Source organism: Cupriavidus taiwanensis (assembly GCF_900250075.1).
Taxonomy (GTDB): Bacteria; Pseudomonadota; Gammaproteobacteria; order Burkholderiales; family Burkholderiaceae; genus Cupriavidus; species Cupriavidus taiwanensis_C.
The window spans coordinates 436,305-454,975 of the sequence record NZ_LT977071.1; the positions used below are offsets into that span (position 1 = coordinate 436,305).

The window sequence follows — 18,671 nt, forward strand, 5'->3', positions numbered from 1 at the left end:
ATGTTCTCCTGATTGGGTTGCGTGCTGTGTCTCAGAAAGTCAGAACGGGCTGGCGGTGGGTCGTACGACGATCTCGCTGACGTCGACTTCGGCAGGCTGCTCTACCGCGTATGCAATGGCGCGGGCGATGGCGTCCGGCGTGATGGCGATGCGACGGAACTCCTGCATGGCCGTGCGCGCCGTGTCGTCAGAGATCGAGTCCGCCAGTTCAGACTCCACGACACCCGGGCAGATCACGGTCACGCGGATCTTGTCGGTCTCCTGGCGCAGCCCATCCGAGATGGCGCGAACGGCGAACTTGGTGGCGCAGTAGACCGCGGCAGTGGGCGACACCGAAAGTCCGCCAATCGAAGAGATGTTGATGATCTGGCCCACCCCTTGCGCTTCCATCGTCGGCAGCACGGCGGCAATGCCGTGCAGTACGCCACGGATGTTCACGTCGATCATCCGGTCCCACTCGCCGACTTTGAGCGCGTTGAGCGGTGAAAGCGGCATCACGCCCGCGTTGTTGATCAGCACGTCGATCCGGCCAAAGGCTTCGAGAGCGAACCGTGCGAATGCCGCCACGTCATCGGCCGAGGTCACGTCCAGTTCGCGGTAGCGAACGATGCCCCCGGACGCCTCGATCGATGCCGTCAACTCGGCGAGCCTGTCGGTCCGGCGGGCACCGATGACAAGCCGGTGACCTTGCGCGGCGAGCAAGCGCGCAGCGCCCTCGCCAATGCCGCTGCTGGCGCCGGTGATCAGGATGACTTTCGATTCATTGGTGACGTTTGCCATGTTGCATACTCCTATTGTCGGTTCGGATCTGGCCGCGGCGATATCCGCTTGCAGCGGAACGCTTCGCAGCCACGTTTCGGCCTTCAAGGAAGCGGTGATGTTCGTTGGCCGGTGAGTGAATGATAGGGAGCAGCCTACCGTTGGCGAATACATGGACCGATGCCATCCTTGCCTATTCCTATCGATCTGGCTGGCACGGCGTTTTAAACGCGCATAGAATGGGGGCAGCAGGCAAACAACAGGAGAACTGAGTTGTCGAAGGTCCGCTCCCCCGCTTCCACCAGAATGGTGCGTCTCATCGAGACGCTGGCGCCCACCGAGGGTTACACGCAGTCCACACTCGACAGCGTCCGCCTGATGCGTTCGGATCGGCCTCTTGGACGCACACCGGTGCTGTACGAGCCGAGCATCGTCATCGTTTGCCAGGGCCGCAAGCTGGGCTTCCTGGGCAATGAGGTCTATGTCTATGACGCGCAGCACTATCTGGTGCTGTCCGTACCGCTGCCGTTCTCCACGGAGACCCACGCATCCGCAGAAGAACCCATGCTCGCTGTCTCCATCCGCCTGGACCTCATCGAGCTCAGCGAATTGATCACGCAGATAGGCGCCGCTGGGCATCTTTCTGACGAGCCGCCGAACGGCATGGTGTCGACCGAGCTCGACGCCAATCTGGCCGGTGCGACCGTCAGGCTGCTGGAGGCATTGACGGTACCCATGGATGCACAGATTCTGGGACCCGGCCTGGTGCGGGAAATCTGCTATCGGGTATTGACGGGGGCACAGGGCGGCGCAATGCGTGCCGCCCTGGCCCACCAGGGGCGCTTCGGGCGCGTGGCGAAAGCGCTCAAGCGCATCCACGCCGACTATGCTTCACCGCTCAACGTGACGCGTCTTGCCGAAGAAGCCGGCATGAGCGTGCCTGCCTTCCACGCCAATTTCCGCACGGTGACCCAGACCTCGCCGATCCAGTACATCAAGTCCACGCGCCTCCACCAGGCCCGCTTGATGATGATCCGCGACGGCGTCACTGCGGCGGCCGCGGCCGGACGCGTCGGCTACGAAAGCACCTCGCAGTTCAGCAGGGAGTTCAAGCGCCTGTTCGGGCGAACGCCGGTCGAGGAGGCACGCGATATGCGTGAGTCATTCACACTTTCGCCGGCGGTTCGCTTCGGTGCCTAGGCCCTTGTCTCCTGGGCCACGTCCACGACGATCTTGCCTCTCACGTGGCCACCCTTGCTGTGGCCGAGCGCCTGGCCGACGTGCGATAGTGCGTAGACCGACTCGATATGGGTGCGCAGATCGCCTGAGGCATGAAGCTCGGCCAGCTTCTCAAGCCTGGACCCATCGGCACGTGTGGCAAAGTGTTTGCCTGTCGCCTGCGCCGCATCGGCCAGGGCAGCGCTGGGTCTCGCGACCGTCGATACCAATTTACCTCCGGGTTTCAGCACGGACCACGAACGCTCTTGAGTTTCACCGCCAATCAGGTCAAGCACGAGATCTATCCTTGAGACGCGTTCGGCGAAGACCTCAGCGCGGTAGTCAATGAAGGAATCGGCGCCGAGACTCTCCAGGTAATCGCGATTCCCAGCCGAGCCGGTGCCGATAACGTGGGCCCCGGCCAGCTTGGCAAGCTGCACGGCGGCGCTACCTACGCCACCTGCGGCACCGTGGATCAGGACGGATTGCCCGGCTTGCAAGGCGCCATGCTCGTGGAGCGCCTGCCATGCAGTTAATGTCGCTGCCGGAATCGCCGCGGCATCTGTGAAGGCCAAGGATGCAGGCTTGCGTGCCAGCCGCGCGGCCTCCACGACGGCGCGCGTGGCGAAGGCCCCGACAATGCCGATGAATCCCATTACTTCATCACCCGGCTTTAGCGTGGTAACGCTGCGCCCAACGGCGATGACTGTCCCTGCGGCATCCACGCCCGGTGTGAACGGCAACGGCAGCGGGATGAACGCTTGCATGGCGCCACTGACGATCTTCCAGTCAATGGGATTCACCGACGCCGCAGACACATCGATCAGGACCTCGTTGTCGCCAGGCACGGGATCGTCCAGCTCGACCAATCTCAGGTGATCGGGACTGCCATAGGCTGTAACTCGCATGGCTTTCATCAGATGCTCCTGGAGGAGACGCCCACCACCGGGGCATCGAGGGCAAGGGCCGCCTGGACGGGATCGAAATACTCCCGCAGCTGTACGATGCGGCCGTCTTGGGCGGTGAGAAACACAACATACTCCTGACGATAGACGCGGCCGTTCGCGGCAATCACGCCCTCGCCGCGCACCCGTGCAATCGCATGCTCGGGGTTATCCGTCGCAGTTACGATGGCCTCCGAGAATCGAAAGTCCTTGACCGCCCCAGCGAACCAGCTTGCGTGCCGGAGAACGGCTTCGCGGCCTTCGAGTTTCACCGGGTGGCCCAGACTCGGAGCGTAGGGCAGATCCCATACGATGTTGTCTGCAATCAATCCTCGCCATTGCTGGGGCTGGTCTACGAGCCATTCGAGGTGCTTATGCAAGAGCGTTGTTGCGATGGTCATGATGTTGTCTCCGGGAACGCAATGGTCAAACCGACACACGACCGGCAGGCACACGGCGGTTGTCAAGGCTGAGGGCACCCGGGCCAAATGCGACCACCTGCAACAGGCCGCCAGCCATAGCCAGGTTCTTCAGAAAATGAAACATCTGGTTCTGATCGGCGAGGGCGTGGTGAAAGATGAGCGCGGTCACGATTGCGCAGCCAGCCAGCAAAAGAGCGATCAGGCGCGTCTTGTATCCAGCTACCAGGAGCGCGGCGCCCGCCAGCTCAAGCACCAATGCGCCGATCAGTCCGAGCGCTGGAGCGGGGAGACCCAGCGATCCGATATACGCCATGGTCGCACCGGGGGCGAGCAGCTTACCGACGCCGCTGATGATGAAAATGGTTGCGAGGAGAGTGCGCCCGGCCACAGCGATTGCCGAGTTTGCGTCCAGCGAGACTTGCGAGTTCGAGTTCATGGTGATCATCCTTTGAGAGAGCGGATGACCGAAGATTAGGGTCTTGACACCCATCTAGGAAGCCTATATTTATAGATGCGATCCATCTACTCCATAGATACATGCTCGATGCTGTTTCGCTGGACCAGTTGCGCACCTTCATCGCCGCCGCCGACGAAGGCAGTTTTTCCGCCGCGGGGCGGAAACTACGGCGGGCACAGTCCGTAGTCAGCCATACTCTGGCCAATCTCGAGGGCCAGATCGGGGTGCAGCTTTTCGATCGCGCCGGGCGTTTTCCCAGGCTTACAGACGAAGGGTCGGCCTTGCTCGCTCAGGCGCGAATGGTGGTCGCTGGCATGGACGGGTTCAAGGCCAAGGCGCGCGCGATATCCGATGGGCTCGAACCCGAATTGTCCGTGGTGGTGGACGTGATGTACCCGATGGCTTCGTTGACCGATGCTGTCGGCGCGTTCCGAAACGAGTTTCCGCACACGCCATTGCGCCTTTACGTCGAGGCCCTTGGCGCCGTCATGCAGCCTGTCCTGGCGCAGGCGTGTCGACTAGGCATTAGCGGCTCGATGCCATCGGTCCCGGAGATTCTGGATTCCGAAAAATTGCTGGATGTGCCGATGATTACGGTCGCAGCACCGTCACATCCTTTGGCGTCAGCAAGAAAAATTATCCGCGCCGCGGACCTGAAGGAGCACGTCCAATTGGTCCTGACCGACCGCACCACCCTCACGGAAGGCAAGACCTTCGGTGTCTTCTCGCCGCAGATATGGCGCCTTGCTGATCTGGGCGCCAAGCACGCATTCTTGCGCGCTGGCTTTGGATGGGGCCATATGCCGGTGGCGATGGTCCAGGATGACTTGGACGCCGGGAAGCTTGTGCCCTTGCGGCTTGAAGCGTTCCAACCCCATACGCCCCCAATCGCCATGTTCGCCATTTTTCGGAAAGACACACCGCCCGGCCCTGCGGGCCGCTGGTTTCTCAAGCGGCTCCGAGATTCAGGCGGCACCCGTTAGCTTATTGGAGTTTTGCTGTTCCTCTTCGGATCAGCATGTCAAAGAGAATCTGCGCGGCCGGCGCCAACGGGCGTCCTCGACGCGAGATCAATCCCAACGTTCGAGTGATGGGTGGGTCAGTCAGCGGGATCGCAAGCAGGCCACTGCCGGACTTCGGCGGCAAGGCCATTCGAGGCACAACACCGATTCCCAGGCCGGCCTGGACCAGGCTTACCAGGGCGGGAACATGATTTACCTCGCAGTACCAACGCGGTCTTGCCTGCAGCCGCGCAAGGGCCTGGTCAATCAGGAAGCGATTGCCGCTGCCTTGCGCGAGCGTAATGTAGTCAAGACCTCCAAGGTCTTTCCATTTGACGCTTTTTCGCGTAGCTAGCGGATGCCCTTTGCGACAGGCGACAACAAACGCCTCTTCAATCAAAGGGCAGAATTCGATGTCTGGCTCCTGCGTCCCGATATAGGTCAGACCGAAATCCGCATCGCCGCGCGCGACTGCGAGGAGGACATCGCCCGAAGACTCGTCAATGATGCGGAGTCTTATCCCCGGGTAGCGCTCGTGATACGGCCCCACGACCGAGGGTAAGAAATGGCCTACCGCAGACGGTACGCAAGCAAGCGTCACCTCGCCCGACAGCCGCTCGGCAACGGTCTGGATGCCGAGCATGGCCTCTTCAAGCTCGTTGATGACGTTTCGCGCCTTGTGCACAAACATGCGGCCCAGGGTAGTCAATTCGACCTTGCGGGTGGTCCGCGTGAACAGCGCAACGCCAAGCGCGTCTTCCAGTTTGTCGATACGACGCGACAGTGCCGACTGCGACAAGAACATCGCATCGGATGCTGCCTTGAAGCTGCCCAGATCGGCTACGGCCAGAAACGCCCGCAAGTCCGCCAGATCGAAATTCATGTGCCTAACGCAAGAATCCTTGTGATATTTGCACTTTACACCGGAATCCAGCAAGCGTGATTATCTGCGGCACGGACAGAGCAAGACGCTGTCATGACCAAGCAGGAGACACAATGCCCAACAAAGTACGAGAGCCGGTACGGCGCATGACGCGCCGTGCCGCCCTTGCCGCCCTCGCGATCCCGCTAGCCGCTTTACTGATCCCCGCACATGCGCAGACCTGGACACCCGTCAGGCCGATCCGGCTGATCGTCCCGTACGGGCCCGGCGGCAGCTCGGACGCCATTGCCCGCGCGATCGCGGCAGAAATGTCGAAGGGTCTCGGCCAACAGATCGTCGTGGACAACAAGGGCGGTGGCCAGGGTGTCATCGCCATGCAGGAAACCGCGCGCGCCGCGCCTGACGGATACACACTGGTTCTTGGTCACGTTGGCACGCTTGCCGTCAATCCCGCCATGATGCGCAAGCTTCCCTACGATCCTCTGAAGGACTTCACGCCGGTGACATTGCTCGCGAAAGTGCCGATGGTGTTCGCGGTCGGGCCTACCGTCCACAGCGATTCCATCAAGGCATTCATCGCCCATGCCAAGGCGAAGCCTGGCGCCATGACATACGGATCGGCGGGCAACGGGAGCGCTGGCAACGTTGCCTTCGAGATGCTCAAGCAGGTCGCGCATATCGATCTCGTGCACGTGCCTTACAAGGGCACCGGCGCCCAGATTACCGACTTGCTGGCCGGAAACATTGATGCCGCATCGGCGGGCCTGGCAGGGATTCTGCAACACGCCAGGGCAGGCAAGCTGCGCATCCTCGCGGTTGGATCGTCAAAACGCCTCACGCCGATTCCCAACGTTCCCACCATTGCCGAGGAAGGCTATCCCGGATTCGAAAGCTCTCAGTGGTTTGGGCTGATGGCGCCTGCGCGCACGCCCACGCCGGTTGTCAGTCGTCTGCATGCCGAGGCAGTAAAGGCCCTGGCCAGCCCACTGGTGCGACAGCGACTTGCAGAGGACGCAAGCACGCCTGTCGGTGCGGGCAGCGCCGAATTCACGTCATTCATTCGTACCGAGCAACAACGCTGGGGCACCGTCGTGCGCAGCGCGGGAATCCAGGCCAACTAAATCTTCAGAGAATATCCAGCATGCAACAAGATCGAATCACGGTATCCGAAGCCGAACTCCGTCAGCTAGGAACACGCGCGTTCCAGGGCCTCGGCCTGGCCGAACATGACGCCAGCGATGTCGTTGACATCCTCGTACTGGCAGACCTCTTCGGGCTCAGCACCCATGGACTGTCTCGCATCGAATCCTACGGCGAACGACTCCAGTCCGGCGGTATCTCGGCACGCCCCACCATTACCGTCGAACGCGCCGCGCCGGCGCTGGTAAAGGTCGATGGCGGCAACGCGGTCGGTCCGCTCGCTGGCATGAAGGCGCTGCGCGCCGCCATGGAAGTCGCCGGAGAATTCGGCATCGGCATGGCCTTCGTCCGGGGCAGCAATCATTTCGGGCCGGTTTCGCCGTACAGCTACATTGCGGCGGAAGCAGGGTTCGCCAGCATGATTGGCAGCAATGCCACGACGACCATCGCGCCATGGGGCGGAAGCGATGCACGCCTGGGCAACAGCCCACTGGGCTTCGGCGTACCGGGGCATGACGGCCGCCACTTCCTGCTGGACATGGCAATGAGCGTGGCCGCGCGCGCCAAGATTCGCAATGCACTCAAGGCAGGACAATCCATTCCGGATTCGTGGGCCACCGACGCGCAAGGACGAAGAACCACCGATCCCAAAGCCGCCCTCGATGGCTTCCTGCTGCCGATTGGCGGGCACAAGGGCTATGGGCTGGCACTGATGGTCGATCTCTTCGCTGGATTGCTCTCGGATGCGGCGTACCTGACGCACGTCAAGTCCTGGGTCGATGCACCTGACGAACCCCAGAACCTTGGCCATTTCTTTATCCTGGTCGATACCAGGCGGCTGGGATCGGCGCAATGGCTGGCTGCCCGCATGAAAGACTTTGCCGCCATCCTCCACGGTAGCGCACCGGCCGAGCCTGGCAAGCCTGTCATTGTTCCCGGAGAGATCGAACTGGACAAGCTGGCGCGTCAGCGCGAAGCGGGCATCGCCATGGACCCGGCAGTGAAAGCACTACTGGATCGACATGCGAACGCGAAGACCAACTGAGATTGCACACTCGGAAGCACCATGACAAATGACCATGCACGGCTCGAGCTTGCGCCGACGGGAATCCTTCGCGCCTCCATTAATGTAGGCAATCCTATCCTCGCAAACCTCGATGCCGAGGGAAATCCATTCGGCGTTTCAGTAGACCTGGCCGGCGAGTTTGCCCATCGCCTTGGCCTGCCGCTTGAGCTTGTCGTGTTCGATTCCGCGGGAAAGTCGGTCGATGCCGTCACGGCTGAGCAGGCTGACTTCGGGTTCTTTGCGGTCGACCCAGTCCGGGGGGCCGGCATCGCCTTCTCTGAACCTTACGTGCTGATCGAGGGCGCATACCTGGTGAAGAATGAATCCCCCGTCCAGGCCAACGATGAAGTTGACCTTGCCGGACGCCGCGTCGTCGTAGGGAAAGGGAGCGCCTACGACCTTTATCTCACTCGTACGCTGCAACATGCACAGATCGTGCGCGCCCCAACGTCTCCATCCGTGGTGCAAACATTCCTGGAAGAAAATGCGGACGTCGCTGCAGGGGTGCGACAGCAATTGGAAGGAGATGCCAGGCGCACTGCGGGCCTGAGGTTGCTGCCGGGCCGGTTTATGGTCATACAGCAGGCAATGGGCCTCCCCAAAGCCCGCAGCGCTGAAGCTGTGGAATGGGTACGGCGGTTCGTCGAGGAGATGAAGGCCTCCGGCTTCGTTGCGGACGCTCTCAGGCGTCACGGCATCGAGGGCGCGTCGGTCGCACCCGCGAAATCATAGCGGGGGGTGCGAACGCGCCAACGCCGTGCTGCGCAACGAGCTGCTGGTGCTGCCGTTCGGGCCGTAGCATTCCAGACCCGTTCGGGGGATGCCGGCCTCATTTTCTCGACCGTTGCGGCGCTTTTGGCAGTTCTGTTGGATTTTGCAAGATGTACGCATACAATGCCCCGGCGTCAGCCGATAGAGCTGGCGGACCTGGAGAAGAAGCAAAATGCAGACGGGAAAACTGATGGCAGGGCTGGTCCTGGCCGGGTTGCTGGCCGGTTGTGAATCGATGGATGGCGCAATGTCCTCCATCAACGGCGTGCTCGACGGCACCGGCGACGTGCTCAGCGGCGACTTCCGCATGCTGGCCGACCCCAAGCCGGCTTCGCTGGGCGACATCTGGGCCGACTGGAAGAAGAACGAAATCACGGCGAAGAAGAAGTGGGACGCGCAGGCGATCCTGGTGTCGGGCACGGTCTCGCGCATCACCAAGGTCGACGGCCTGAGCATCACGAACGACACCATCGCGGTCTACTTCAAGGATTCGGTCAATCCGCAGTGCACCGGCAAGGCGCTGATGCGCGATGCGATGCTGGTCAACCAGAAGAAGATCAGCAACCTGCAGACCGGGGACAAGATCAACGTGACCGGCGTGCTGGCGACCAGCGATTCCGAGTCGTACAACAGCAGCAACAAGGAATGCTATTTCGCCTTCGCCAAGTCGAAGATCGAAGCGGCGCCGGCAAGCACGGCAGCCACCAGCACGGCGGCCCCGTCGAAGGCCGCCACCGGCACCAAGGCGAAATCGACCAAGACCAGCAAGAAGTAAGCAGCCCCGCGGGGACGCGCGCCGGCGGCCGGCATGAACCGGCCGCCGCGCTCCATGCCCCCTGTGCCCGCTCCGCTGCGTGCGGGCCACGTCATACGCCGCCGTCAAGGCTGCATCCCTTACACGCTCTGAAACCCTTGCACGGACACCCGTCTGCCCGCTTCCCGTCTGCCGGGGCTCCGAGGCCATTCGGCCGCACGGTACGAATCTTGCCCCTTGCTGGTATCCGCCCGCGGAGCCGGTGCGATTTTGCGCCGGTTTCTGCACATGGCGTTTTACTTGTCAGGAAATCAGCATGGGCTACTACTACGATGAGCGTGAAGCGCGCGACCAGCGCGAGCGCCGCCAGGCATGGGACGACGATGACTGGCAGCCGGAATCGGAACGCGACCGCTGGCAAGCGCAGCGCCGACGCCAGCAAATGACTCCGGGCCAGACCAGCTACGGCGGCCCCGCCCGCCCGGCCCGGGAATTCAATGAGCAGTACGGCGCCAGCCGCTACCCCGACTATCCCCGCGAGGGGCGCTACGGCAGCGACCTGCGCTACGGCCTGAACGGCGGCTACGGCTGGGAACGTGCCGGCGAATGGCGCGACCCGCAGGCCTGGGAACGCGACGACGAATACGCGGAACAGCAGTGGCGCCAAAGCGCCGAACGCGCCCGCGAGCCGCGCGAGCGTTATCAGGCGCGCGAGCGCTATGAGGGCCGCGGATCGTCACGCGACGAGGGCCGCGAGCGCTACTTCAGCGATCTGCGCAGCGACCGCCGCTACTGGACCGACCCGGACGACGACGAAGAGGAAGAACACCGCTACACGGTGCAAAGCCACAGTCCGGGCTATCGCCAGTACGCACAGCGGCGCGGCTGGGAGACCGATGAAGACCGGGACGACGATCGCGACGACGACCGCGAGCACGGCGTGCTCTATAACCTGGGCCGCCGCATCGGCGAAGTGGTGGGCGACTTGTTCGGCACGCCCGACGAGCGCGAACGCCGCGCCGGCCCGCGCGGCTACCAGCGCAGCGACGAGCGCATCCGCGACCAGATCTGCGAGCGGCTCAGCTACGCGCGCGGCGTCGACGTCAGCGATGTCAGCGTCGATGTCAACGACGGCGTGGTGTCGCTGACCGGCACCGTGCGTGACCGCGGCCAGAAGTACTACATCGAGGACATGGCCGACGGCACCTACGGTGTCAAGGAAGTCAATAACGATATCCGCGTGCGCCGCGACAGCGACCGCCCGGGCGAGTCGTCCGGCGGCGCCAGGAGCGCGACCAGCGCAGCCGGCGCGGCCAGCACGAGCAGCGCCGGTAGTGCGGCCGGCACCACCGGCAGCACCACCACCGGCGGCAGCACCACCAGTCCGAGCGGCAGCACCTGGCGCGCATAAGGCGAGCAGCCGGCGGAGCCTTCCGCCGGCTTTTTCTTGCATCCCGTCATCGCCCATCCCGCATGCCCGCGTCCACGCTGAAGATCGCCACTTTCAACATCAACGGCATCCGCAGCCGGGTGGGGGCGCTGTGCGACTGGCTCGCGCGCGAAGCGCCGGACATCGTATGCCTGCAGGAACTGAAGACCGCCGACGAGAGCTTTCCGGCGCGCGAGATCCGCGACGCCGGCTATGGCGCGATCTGGCACGGCCAGAAGTCCTGGAACGGCGTCGCCATCCTGGCGCGCGGCGCGGAGCCGGTCGAAGTGCGCCGCGGCCTGCCCGGCGACCCCGACGACAGCCACAGCCGCTACCTCGAGGCGGCGGTCGCAGGCATGCTGATCGGCTGCCTTTACCTGCCGAACGGCAACCCGCAGCCGGGGCCGAAGTTCGACTACAAGCTCGCCTGGTTCGAACGGCTGATCGCGCATGCGCAGGAACTCTTCGACAGCGGCCACCCGGTGGTGCTGGCCGGTGACTACAACGTGGTGCCGACCGACCAGGACATCTACAACCCGCGTTCCTGGCGCAAGGATGCCCTGCTGCAGCCGGAAAGCCGCGATGCCTACGCACGCCTGCTGGCGCAGGGCTGGACCGATGCGCTGCGCCAGCACCATCCCGACGCGCCGATCTACACCTTCTGGGATTACTTCCGCCGGCACTGGCAGACCAATTCCGGCCTGCGCATCGACCACCTGCTGCTGAGCGCCGAACTGGCGCCGCGGCTGCGCGACGCCGGCGTCGACCGCTGGGTGCGCGGCGAAGACCACCCCAGCGACCATGCGCCGGCGTGGGTGGTGCTGGGCCCGGCGGCGCGGCGCAAGCGCGCGGGCTAGCCCGCGGCCTCGGCCACCAGCTTGTCGCGGATAAAGCCCAGGAAGGCGCGCACGCCCTCGGGCAGCGTGCGGCCCGCCAGCGTCTGCAGTTCGATCGCCCGGCTGCGCATGCCGCGTTCGCGGATGGACGCGGCATGCAGCTCGCCGCGGCGCAAGCGGTCGCCCACCGTCACGCTGCCCGAGATTGACAGGCCGCCGCCGTGCAGCACGAAGCTGGTCAGAGTCTCGAAGTGGTTGGTCACCAGCACCGGCTCGAACACTATGCCGCGCTCGCCGCAGGCCAGGTCAAACAGCTGGCGCACGGTGTTGTCGCCTTCGGGCAGCGCCAGCGGGTACGGCTGCATCTGCGCCAGCGTGACACTGCGAAAGCGCGCCAGCGGGTGATCGGGACGCATGATGGCGATCACCGGCGCGGCCTGCCGGTGCGCGATGCGGATGCCCTGCTCGGCGGCGCGGCTGTACGTGATGCCGATATCCGCGTCGCCGTGCAGCACGATGCCCGTGACATCGGCGGGAGGCGCCACGCGCACGTGGAACTGCAGGCCCGGATAACGCTGGCGGAACTCGGCGATGATGCGCGGCAGGAAGTCGATCGCAAACCCGGCGGAACTGGCCACGCGCACCCGGCCGCGGCGCAGGCCCTGCAGCGCGGCGATCTCGGACACCACGCGGTCGGCCTCCAGCGCGCCGCGCAGCGCGTAGGCCGCCAGCAGTTCGCCGGCGGCGCTGGCCACCATGCCGCGCGGGCGGCGATCGAACAGCGGCACGCCGAGCAGGGCCTCGAGCGCGGCGACCTGCCGGCTTACGGCCGACACGGTCACGTTGAGCCGCTGCGCCGCCTCGGTCAGCGAGCCGCTGCGCACCACTTCCAGGAAATAGCGCAGCGAGGTGTCCTGCAGGCGATGCGACAACATGGGGGCGGGCTCCGGCCGGTTTGCGTTTTACGCAAGGATATTTGAAAAAATCGGCGATTGTGGGAAAGCACGGGTCGCCCGTATGCTTTTCCCACCCACCACCGGAGACCCTGCGCCATGGCGCCTGCCCAGACCCCCTCTACCTCGACCGACCCGATCACCGACCTCGATGCCGTCGCGCTGTCGCGCGCCATCCATGCGCGGGACGTCTCCTGCGTGGAAGTGCTCGATGCCTTCCTCGGCCAGATCGACCGCCACAATCCCCGCGTCAACGCCATCGTCGCCGCGGTGGACCGCGATACGCTGCGCCGGCAGGCGCGCGCGCTGGACGACGAGCTGGCGCGCGGCGCCAGCCGCGGTCCGCTGCACGGGTTCCCGCAGGCGCCCAAGGACATCAGCCCGGCCGCGGGCATGGTCACCACCAAGGGCTCGCCGATCTTCGCCGGCCAGGTCAGCGACGCCGATGCCGTGATCTTCGAGCGCATGCGTGCCGGTGGCGCGATCTTTGTCGGGCGCACCAACTCACCGGAATTCGGCCTCGGCGGCCATACCTACAATCCGGTCTACGGCACCACCCGGAATGCCTTCGACCCCACCCGCTCCGCCGGCGGCAGCAGTGGCGGCGCCGCAGTGGCGGTGGCACTGCGCATGCTGCCGGTCGCCGACGGCTCGGACATGATGGGGTCGCTGCGCACGCCCGCGGCGTTCAACCATGTCTATGGGCTGCGCACCTCGGTCGGCTGCGTGCCGCACGGCCCGGGCGACGAAGTGTTCTTCCAGCAGTTCAGCGTGGCCGGACCGATGGCCCGCAACGTGCCGGACCTGGCCTTGCTGCTGTCGGTGCAGGCCGGCTTCGATGCCCGCCTGCCGCTGACGCGCCGCACCGAGGCGCCCGGCAGCTTCGCGCTGCCGCCCGAGCGCGACTGGACCGGCGTGCGCATCGGCTGGCTCGGCGACCTCGGCGGGCACCTGCCCACCGAAGCGGGCCTGCTCGACACCTGCGAGCAGGCCCTCTCCGACCTGCGTGCGCTCGGTTGCGTCGTCGACGCGGCGCTGCCCGACTTCGACCTGGAACGCCTGTGGCGCGCATGGATCGATTTGCGCAGCTTCTCGGTTGCTGGCGCCAACGCGGCCCTGTACCGCGACCCCGCCAAGCGCGCACAGCTAAAGCCCGAGGCGGTCTGGGAAATCGAACGCGGGCTGGCGCTGCCCGGCACGCGCCTGTACGAGGCCATGGCCGAACGCAGCGCGTGGTACCAGGCGCTGCGCGCGCTGTTCGAGCGCTTCGACTACCTGGTGCTGCCGGCCGCGCAGGTATTCCCGTTCGATGCCAACTGGGACTGGCCGCACGCCATCGACGGCCGCGACATGGACACCTACCACCGCTGGATGCAGGCGGTGGTGCCGGCCACCATGGCCGGGCTGCCGGCGCTGGCCGCGCCCGCCGGCTTCGGCCCGCAGGGGCTGCCCGCCGGCATCCAGATCATCGGCCCGGCGCAGGCCGACGCCGCGGTGCTGCAACTGGGCCACGCCTACGACCAGGCCGGCGGCTTCTCGCGCGTGCGCAGCCCCTGGCTGGGCTGAGCCCCGCTGCCCGTCGATTCCGCTTGCCCCCATTCTCATAACTGCCGCTGGAGTGCCACGATGACTGCAATGCCCCCGAAGCTGTTTCTCGCCTGCGCCACCGCCCTGGCGACGCTGTCCGCCGCGCCCGCCGCCCACGCGCAAACGTGGCCGGAGCGCCCGCTGCGGCTGGTGGTGCCGTTCGCCGCCGGCGGCGCCACCGACGTGCTGGGCCGCCTGCTGGCGGTCGGCCTTGGCGAAAAGCTCGGCCAGCCGGTGGTGGTCGAGAACAAGCCCGGCGCCAGCACCGTGGTCGGCGCCACCCAGGTGGCCAAGGCCGCGCCCGACGGCTACACGCTGCTGCTGGCGGCCAGCACCACGTTGACGCTGAACCCGGCGATCCGCCAGAACCTGGGCTACGACCCGATCAAGAGCTTCACCCCGCTCGGCCTGATCGCCGACATGAGCCTGGTACTGGTCGCCAACCCCGACACGCGGATCGCCTCGCTCAAGGACCTGGTGACACAGGCCAAGGCCAACCCGGACAAGTTCTCCTACGGCTCGTTCGGCGCCGGCTCGTCGGTGCATTTCGGCGCGGAGATGCTCAAAGCCGCCACCGGCATCCGCATGGTCCACGTGCCGTTCAACGGCAGCGCGCCAAGCCTGACCGCGCTGGCCGGCGGCCAGGTGCCGGTGGCCGTCGATACCGTGGTGGCGACCCTGCCGCTGATCAAGGGCGGCAAGATCCGGCCGGTGGCGGTGCTGTCGCCGCAACGCCTGCCGGCGCTGCCGCAGGTGCCGACGGTAGCCGAAAGCGGTTATCCGGGCTTCCAGATGGGCACGTGGTTCGCGCTGCTGGCGCCCGCGGGCCTGCCCGCGCCGGTGCAGCAGAAGCTGGAAAAGGCACTGGCCGACGTCGCCAATTCCCCGGCCACGAAAGCGCGCATGGTCGAGCTGGCGCTGACGCCGGCTTATGGCAATGGGGCGGCGGTGAAGGCGCGGGTGGAGAAGGAATTGCCGGAGATGCGGGCGGTGGCGGCGCGGGCGGATATTCGGGCGGAATGAGCTGCCTCACGCGCCATCGACATGCGCCGCGAACCCCATGGCTTGCGGCGCCACCTCTTGGCGCAGCGTGAGCTGCGGGATCAGGTAGTCCCCGCCATTCTGGCGCCGGAACGGAATCGGCGCGGTCGTTCCCAGCGCATCCAGCCGCTCGCCCAGTTCCTCGCGAATCCGTGCAAAGCGCGCCGCATCGACCTTGCCGGTCCGATAAACCACGTAAGGCGGCAGCACATCGAACCCGGGGTAATACAGGATGCCGTGGTGGATCGGGAACAGGATGTCGTCGATCGGGCCGTTGATGCCGCGTGCGCTGTAGTGCGACTCCCAGCCGCCGGCGGTGACGATCAGCATCGCGCGCTTGCCGGCGAGCGTGCCTTCGCCATAGCGGTCGCCCCAGCGCTGGTCCGAGTGCTCGCCGACGCCGTAGGCAAAGCCATAGGCATAGACGCGCTCGACCCAGCCCTTCAGGATGGCCGGCATCGAGAACCACCACAGCGGGAACTGCAGGATCACGGCGTCGGCCCAGCGCAGCTTGTCCTGCTCGCGCGCGATGTCATCGCTCTGCAGCCCGTTGTCGAAGGCGTGCTTCGAATCCAGCGACGGGTGGAACGGCGCGTCGGGCGTGGGAACCTTTGAATCCGAGGCGTCGAGCTGCGGCTTCCATTGCATCGCGTACAGGTCCGAGACCTGGACTTCGTGGCCGGCGTCGCGCAAGCGCTGCACCGAAAAGTCGCGGATGGCGCCGTTGAGCGAGCGCGGTTCGGGGTGGGCATAGACCAGCAGTACCTTCATGTCGGTGGCTTCACAAGTTTTGGTGAAGCCAGCATAGGCGCTGGTCCGGTATATTAGAAATGAATATCCGATATTCCAGGTATTGCCATGACTAATTCCGAGGCCAGTCTGAGGCGGCTCGACCTGAACCTGCTGCTGACCCTCGACGTGCTGTTGTCCGAGCACAACGTGACCCGCGCGGCGCAGCGGCTGCATCTTTCTCAGCCTTCGGTCAGCGTCCACCTGGCCCGGTTGCGCGACCACTTCGGCGATCCGCTGCTGTTGCCGGGCCCGCGCGGCATGCGCCCCACCGCCAGGGCGGAGGCGCTGCGCGAGCCGTTGCGCGAAGCGCTGGCCGCCCTGGCGCAGGCAGTTTCTGCCGACACCCCGTTCGATCCCGCCACGTCGACCCACACCTGGCGCGTGGCAGCGACCGACTATGGCGAATCGACCATCGTGCTGCCGGCGCTGCAGGGGCTGCGCAAGTCCGCGCCCGGCGCGCGGCTGGCCGTGGTGGAGATGGTGCCGACGCGCATCGCCCGACAGGCCGAGCGTGCCGAACTCGACCTGGCCTTCCACACCACCGAAGGCTCGCCGCCGGCGCTGCACCGGCGCGCGCTGTTCACCGAGCGCTATGTGCTGGCGGGCCGTGCCGGCCATCCGCGGCTGAAGCGGCGGCCCACGCTGGCGCAGTTCTGCGCGCTCGAGCACGTGATCGTGTCGCCGGACGGCGGCGGCTTCGAGGGCGTCACCGACGACGCGCTGGCCCGGGCCGGGATGCAGCGCCGCGTGGTGCTGTCGGTACCGCACTTCCTGTTCGTCACGGCGGCGCTGGCCGGCACCGACCTGGTGGCGATGCTGCCGGAGCGGCTGGTGCGCGGCGCGCCGGCATTGGTCGCGGTGGCACCGCCGGTCGATGTGCCGGGCTACGAGATGTCGATGTTGTGGCCCGAGCGCGTGCATCGCGATCCGGCGCACCGCTGGCTGCGTGAACACATCGCCACATCGGTGTAAGCGTCGTCGTTATCGCTATTTTGCATACAAACCTGGAATACAATCGACGCTTTCAACGTTGCGGCATGGCCAGGCCCTGCCGCCCCAGTTTTGGAGGAGATCATGACGTTTTCGGAAACCGGCCTCACGTCCCGCCACGTGGCCGCGCTCGCGCCGATCGAGGACTACCTGCAGGGCCATATCACCGGCAAGGCCGAATTCATGTACAAGGCTTTCGCCGCCGACGCACGGATCGTCTCGTTCCGTGACGGCAAGCTGCATGCGCTAACGGTCGAGGAATTCGCCACGGCGCGCTGCCCCGGGCATCCGGCCGCGGACGAAGCCCAGCGCAAGCGGTTCATCACGCAGTTCGACGTGGTCGGCAACGCCGGCGTGGCCAAGGTGGTGCTGGAATACCCGGGCGTGACCTTTACCGACTACATGACGCTGCTCGAGATCGACGGCGTCTGGAAGATCGTCAACAAGACCTTCAGCGCCGCGGCGCGCTGAGTCCGGACTACATCCCGGGCCTGCCGCGGCTCAGGCCGGCAACACCGCCGTTGCTTCGATTTCGAACAGCATGTTGTCCAGCGCCAGCCGCGGCACCGGGATCAGCGTGCAGGCCGGCGTCGGCCGGTCGCCCCACATCTCGCGCAGCGCCGCGCCGAAGGTGCGCAGGCGGTCGTGCGAGTGGTCCACCACCAGCACCGTGAGCTTGGCCACGTCGCCCACGTCGGCGCCCGCTGCCTGCAGCGCAATGCGCAGGTTGTGCATGGCGCGCGCCACCTGGCGCGGAAAATCGAGCGGCAGGCAGCCCGCCGCATCCTCGCCGCCCTGCCCCGACACATAGATGATGCGTGCCGGGCCTTCGACGAGGGCGACGTGCGAATAGCCGTTGGGCCGCGGGTCATACAGGCCGTCGGGATTGAGCAGGCTCAGCGAGTCATTGGGGCGCGCGAAGGGCACCGCCGGCGTGACCGGCAACGCGGGCATGGCGGGCGAGCGCAGGGATGAAGGCGAGAAGGGAAACATCGTCATGGTCATCGGCTTGTGGAAGGCGTCTCGGACAGAGAAGCCGCCAGTATCAAACCTCAAGTTAGGTTAAGGTCAAGCGCGGCCATGGTGGTAGCATGGGCATTCCTGCGTTCGTCCGGTGACTTCCCTTTGCCATGGCCTCCAGGCAACCGCCCCCCTCCCCGCGCCGGCGCCGCCCCCCGCCCTCTGAAGAACTGCTCTCCGTTGGTGAAGTCTCGGCGCGCACCGGCATTGCGGTGTCCGCCCTGCACTTCTATGAAGCGCGCGGCCTGATCGCCAGCACCCGCAGCGGCGGCAACCAGCGCCGCTATGCGCGCGCCGTGCTGCGGCGCCTGGCGGTGATCCGCGTGGCGCAGCGCATGGGGCTGCCGCTGGCGGTAATTTCCGACGCCATGCAAAAGCTGCCCGACGGCCGCGCACCCACGGCGGCGGACTGGCGCAAGCTCTCCGCCAGCTGGCGCGATGACCTCGATGAACGGATTCGCACGCTCACGCAATTGCGCGACCAGCTGGATGGGTGCATCGGCTGTGGATGCCTGTCGCTGAAGGCGTGTCCGTTACGCAATCCGCAGGACGCGCTGGCGGGCGAAGGGCCAGGGCCCCATTTTGCGGAGTGAGGCTGGGCGGGCAGG

At 65.7% G+C, this 18,671-nt stretch carries 21 protein-coding genes; 13 read left to right on the top strand and 8 right to left on the bottom strand.

Going from position 1 to position 18,671, the window contains the following annotated elements; genetic code table 11:
• Positions 1–39 precede the first annotated feature (39 nt).
• On the bottom strand, positions 40–780 hold the full coding sequence (locus tag CBM2588_RS18430; protein WP_115681870.1) for an SDR family oxidoreductase: 741 nt from the start codon (positions 778–780) through the stop codon (positions 40–42).
• A 285-nt stretch (positions 781–1,065) separates the two neighbouring features.
• On the opposite strand from CBM2588_RS18430, the gene CBM2588_RS18435 reads away from it, so the two are divergent.
• Entirely contained in the window at positions 1,066–1,959 is an 894-nt protein-coding gene (locus tag CBM2588_RS18435) for an AraC family transcriptional regulator (RefSeq protein WP_172583694.1), read from the top strand.
• Here the strand turns inward: CBM2588_RS18435 and CBM2588_RS18440 are convergent.
• From CBM2588_RS18440 to CBM2588_RS18450, 3 genes are read right to left on the bottom strand one after another with little or no spacing between them, the layout of a single operon-like run.
• Complete coding sequence (locus tag CBM2588_RS18440) at positions 1,956–2,894, bottom strand: NADP-dependent oxidoreductase (RefSeq protein WP_115681872.1); 939 nt, start codon at positions 2,892–2,894, stop codon at positions 1,956–1,958. The genes CBM2588_RS18435 and CBM2588_RS18440 overlap by 4 nt on opposite strands.
• Positions 2,894–3,322, bottom strand: a complete 429-nt coding sequence (locus CBM2588_RS18445; protein ID WP_115681873.1) for a nuclear transport factor 2 family protein — start codon at positions 3,320–3,322, stop codon at positions 2,894–2,896. Before CBM2588_RS18445 ends, CBM2588_RS18440 begins: the two co-directional genes overlap by 1 nt.
• Positions 3,323–3,347: 25 nt before the next feature.
• Positions 3,348–3,788: a DoxX family protein gene (locus CBM2588_RS18450; protein WP_115683648.1), complete on the bottom strand. Its 441-nt coding sequence runs from the start codon at positions 3,786–3,788 to the stop codon at positions 3,348–3,350.
• Between the two features lie 92 nt (positions 3,789–3,880).
• Here CBM2588_RS18450 and CBM2588_RS18455 point away from each other — a divergent pair, with 92 nt between their 5' ends.
• Positions 3,881–4,783 (top strand): LysR family transcriptional regulator, encoded by a 903-nt coding sequence (locus CBM2588_RS18455; protein WP_115681874.1) that lies wholly within the window; start codon positions 3,881–3,883, stop codon positions 4,781–4,783.
• Position 4,784: 1 nt separating this feature from the next.
• On the opposite strand, the gene CBM2588_RS18460 is transcribed toward CBM2588_RS18455, so the two are convergent.
• On the bottom strand, positions 4,785–5,684 hold the full coding sequence (locus tag CBM2588_RS18460) for a LysR family transcriptional regulator (protein WP_115681875.1): 900 nt from the start codon (positions 5,682–5,684) through the stop codon (positions 4,785–4,787).
• A gap of 113 nt (positions 5,685–5,797) precedes the next feature.
• Between CBM2588_RS18460 and CBM2588_RS18465 the strand changes: the two genes are divergently transcribed.
• From CBM2588_RS18465 to xth, 6 genes are all read left to right on the top strand, one after another.
• Positions 5,798–6,805, top strand: a complete 1,008-nt coding sequence (locus CBM2588_RS18465; protein WP_115681876.1) for a Bug family tripartite tricarboxylate transporter substrate binding protein — start codon at positions 5,798–5,800, stop codon at positions 6,803–6,805.
• A gap of 20 nt (positions 6,806–6,825) precedes the next feature.
• Complete coding sequence (locus tag CBM2588_RS18470) at positions 6,826–7,869, top strand: Ldh family oxidoreductase (protein ID WP_115681877.1); 1,044 nt, start codon at positions 6,826–6,828, stop codon at positions 7,867–7,869.
• A 21-nt stretch (positions 7,870–7,890) separates the two neighbouring features.
• Positions 7,891–8,622 (top strand): ABC transporter substrate-binding protein, encoded by a 732-nt coding sequence (locus CBM2588_RS18475; protein ID WP_115681878.1) that lies wholly within the window; start codon positions 7,891–7,893, stop codon positions 8,620–8,622.
• Between the two features lie 211 nt (positions 8,623–8,833).
• Positions 8,834–9,436 carry an OB-fold protein gene (locus CBM2588_RS18480; protein WP_115681879.1) on the top strand — a complete coding sequence of 201 codons (603 nt, stop codon included), beginning with the start codon at positions 8,834–8,836 and terminating at the stop codon, positions 9,434–9,436.
• A gap of 295 nt (positions 9,437–9,731) precedes the next feature.
• On the top strand, positions 9,732–10,826 hold the full coding sequence (locus CBM2588_RS18485; RefSeq protein ID WP_115681880.1) for a BON domain-containing protein: 1,095 nt from the start codon (positions 9,732–9,734) through the stop codon (positions 10,824–10,826).
• Between the two features lie 62 nt (positions 10,827–10,888).
• Positions 10,889–11,701, top strand: a complete 813-nt coding sequence (gene xth, locus CBM2588_RS18490; protein WP_115681881.1) for an exodeoxyribonuclease III — start codon at positions 10,889–10,891, stop codon at positions 11,699–11,701.
• On the opposite strand, the gene CBM2588_RS18495 is transcribed toward xth, so the two are convergent.
• The gene (locus tag CBM2588_RS18495) at positions 11,698–12,615 is read right to left on the bottom strand and encodes a LysR substrate-binding domain-containing protein (protein WP_115681882.1); all 918 of its coding nucleotides are present in this window, start codon (positions 12,613–12,615) and stop codon (positions 11,698–11,700) included. The genes xth and CBM2588_RS18495 overlap by 4 nt on opposite strands.
• A gap of 117 nt (positions 12,616–12,732) precedes the next feature.
• On the opposite strand from CBM2588_RS18495, the gene CBM2588_RS18500 reads away from it, so the two are divergent.
• Positions 12,733–14,199 carry an amidase gene (locus CBM2588_RS18500; protein ID WP_115681883.1) on the top strand — a complete coding sequence of 489 codons (1,467 nt, stop codon included), beginning with the start codon at positions 12,733–12,735 and terminating at the stop codon, positions 14,197–14,199.
• Positions 14,200–14,259: 60 nt separating this feature from the next.
• A complete protein-coding gene (locus CBM2588_RS18505; protein WP_115681884.1) occupies positions 14,260–15,243 on the top strand; it encodes a Bug family tripartite tricarboxylate transporter substrate binding protein in 984 nt (327 codons plus the stop codon).
• 6 nt (positions 15,244–15,249) lie between these two features.
• Here CBM2588_RS18505 and CBM2588_RS18510 read toward each other — a convergent pair whose 3' ends face one another.
• Positions 15,250–16,032 carry an NAD(P)H-dependent oxidoreductase gene (locus CBM2588_RS18510; RefSeq protein WP_115681885.1) on the bottom strand — a complete coding sequence of 261 codons (783 nt, stop codon included), beginning with the start codon at positions 16,030–16,032 and terminating at the stop codon, positions 15,250–15,252.
• Between the two features lie 87 nt (positions 16,033–16,119).
• Here CBM2588_RS18510 and CBM2588_RS18515 point away from each other — a divergent pair, with 87 nt between their 5' ends.
• Positions 16,120–17,025, top strand: coding sequence for a LysR family transcriptional regulator (locus tag CBM2588_RS18515; RefSeq protein ID WP_115681886.1), 906 nt, complete (start codon positions 16,120–16,122; stop codon positions 17,023–17,025).
• A gap of 102 nt (positions 17,026–17,127) precedes the next feature.
• Positions 17,128–17,514, top strand: coding sequence for a nuclear transport factor 2 family protein (locus tag CBM2588_RS18520; protein ID WP_115681887.1), 387 nt, complete (start codon positions 17,128–17,130; stop codon positions 17,512–17,514).
• 30 nt (positions 17,515–17,544) lie between these two features.
• Here the strand turns inward: CBM2588_RS18520 and CBM2588_RS18525 are convergent, their stop codons facing one another.
• Positions 17,545–17,997, bottom strand: coding sequence for a RidA family protein (locus CBM2588_RS18525; protein ID WP_115683649.1), 453 nt, complete (start codon positions 17,995–17,997; stop codon positions 17,545–17,547).
• Between the two features lie 176 nt (positions 17,998–18,173).
• On the opposite strand from CBM2588_RS18525, the gene soxR reads away from it, so the two are divergent.
• Entirely contained in the window at positions 18,174–18,656 is a 483-nt protein-coding gene (gene soxR, locus CBM2588_RS18530; protein ID WP_115681888.1) for a redox-sensitive transcriptional activator SoxR, read from the top strand.
• Positions 18,657–18,671: the final 15 nt, after the last annotated feature.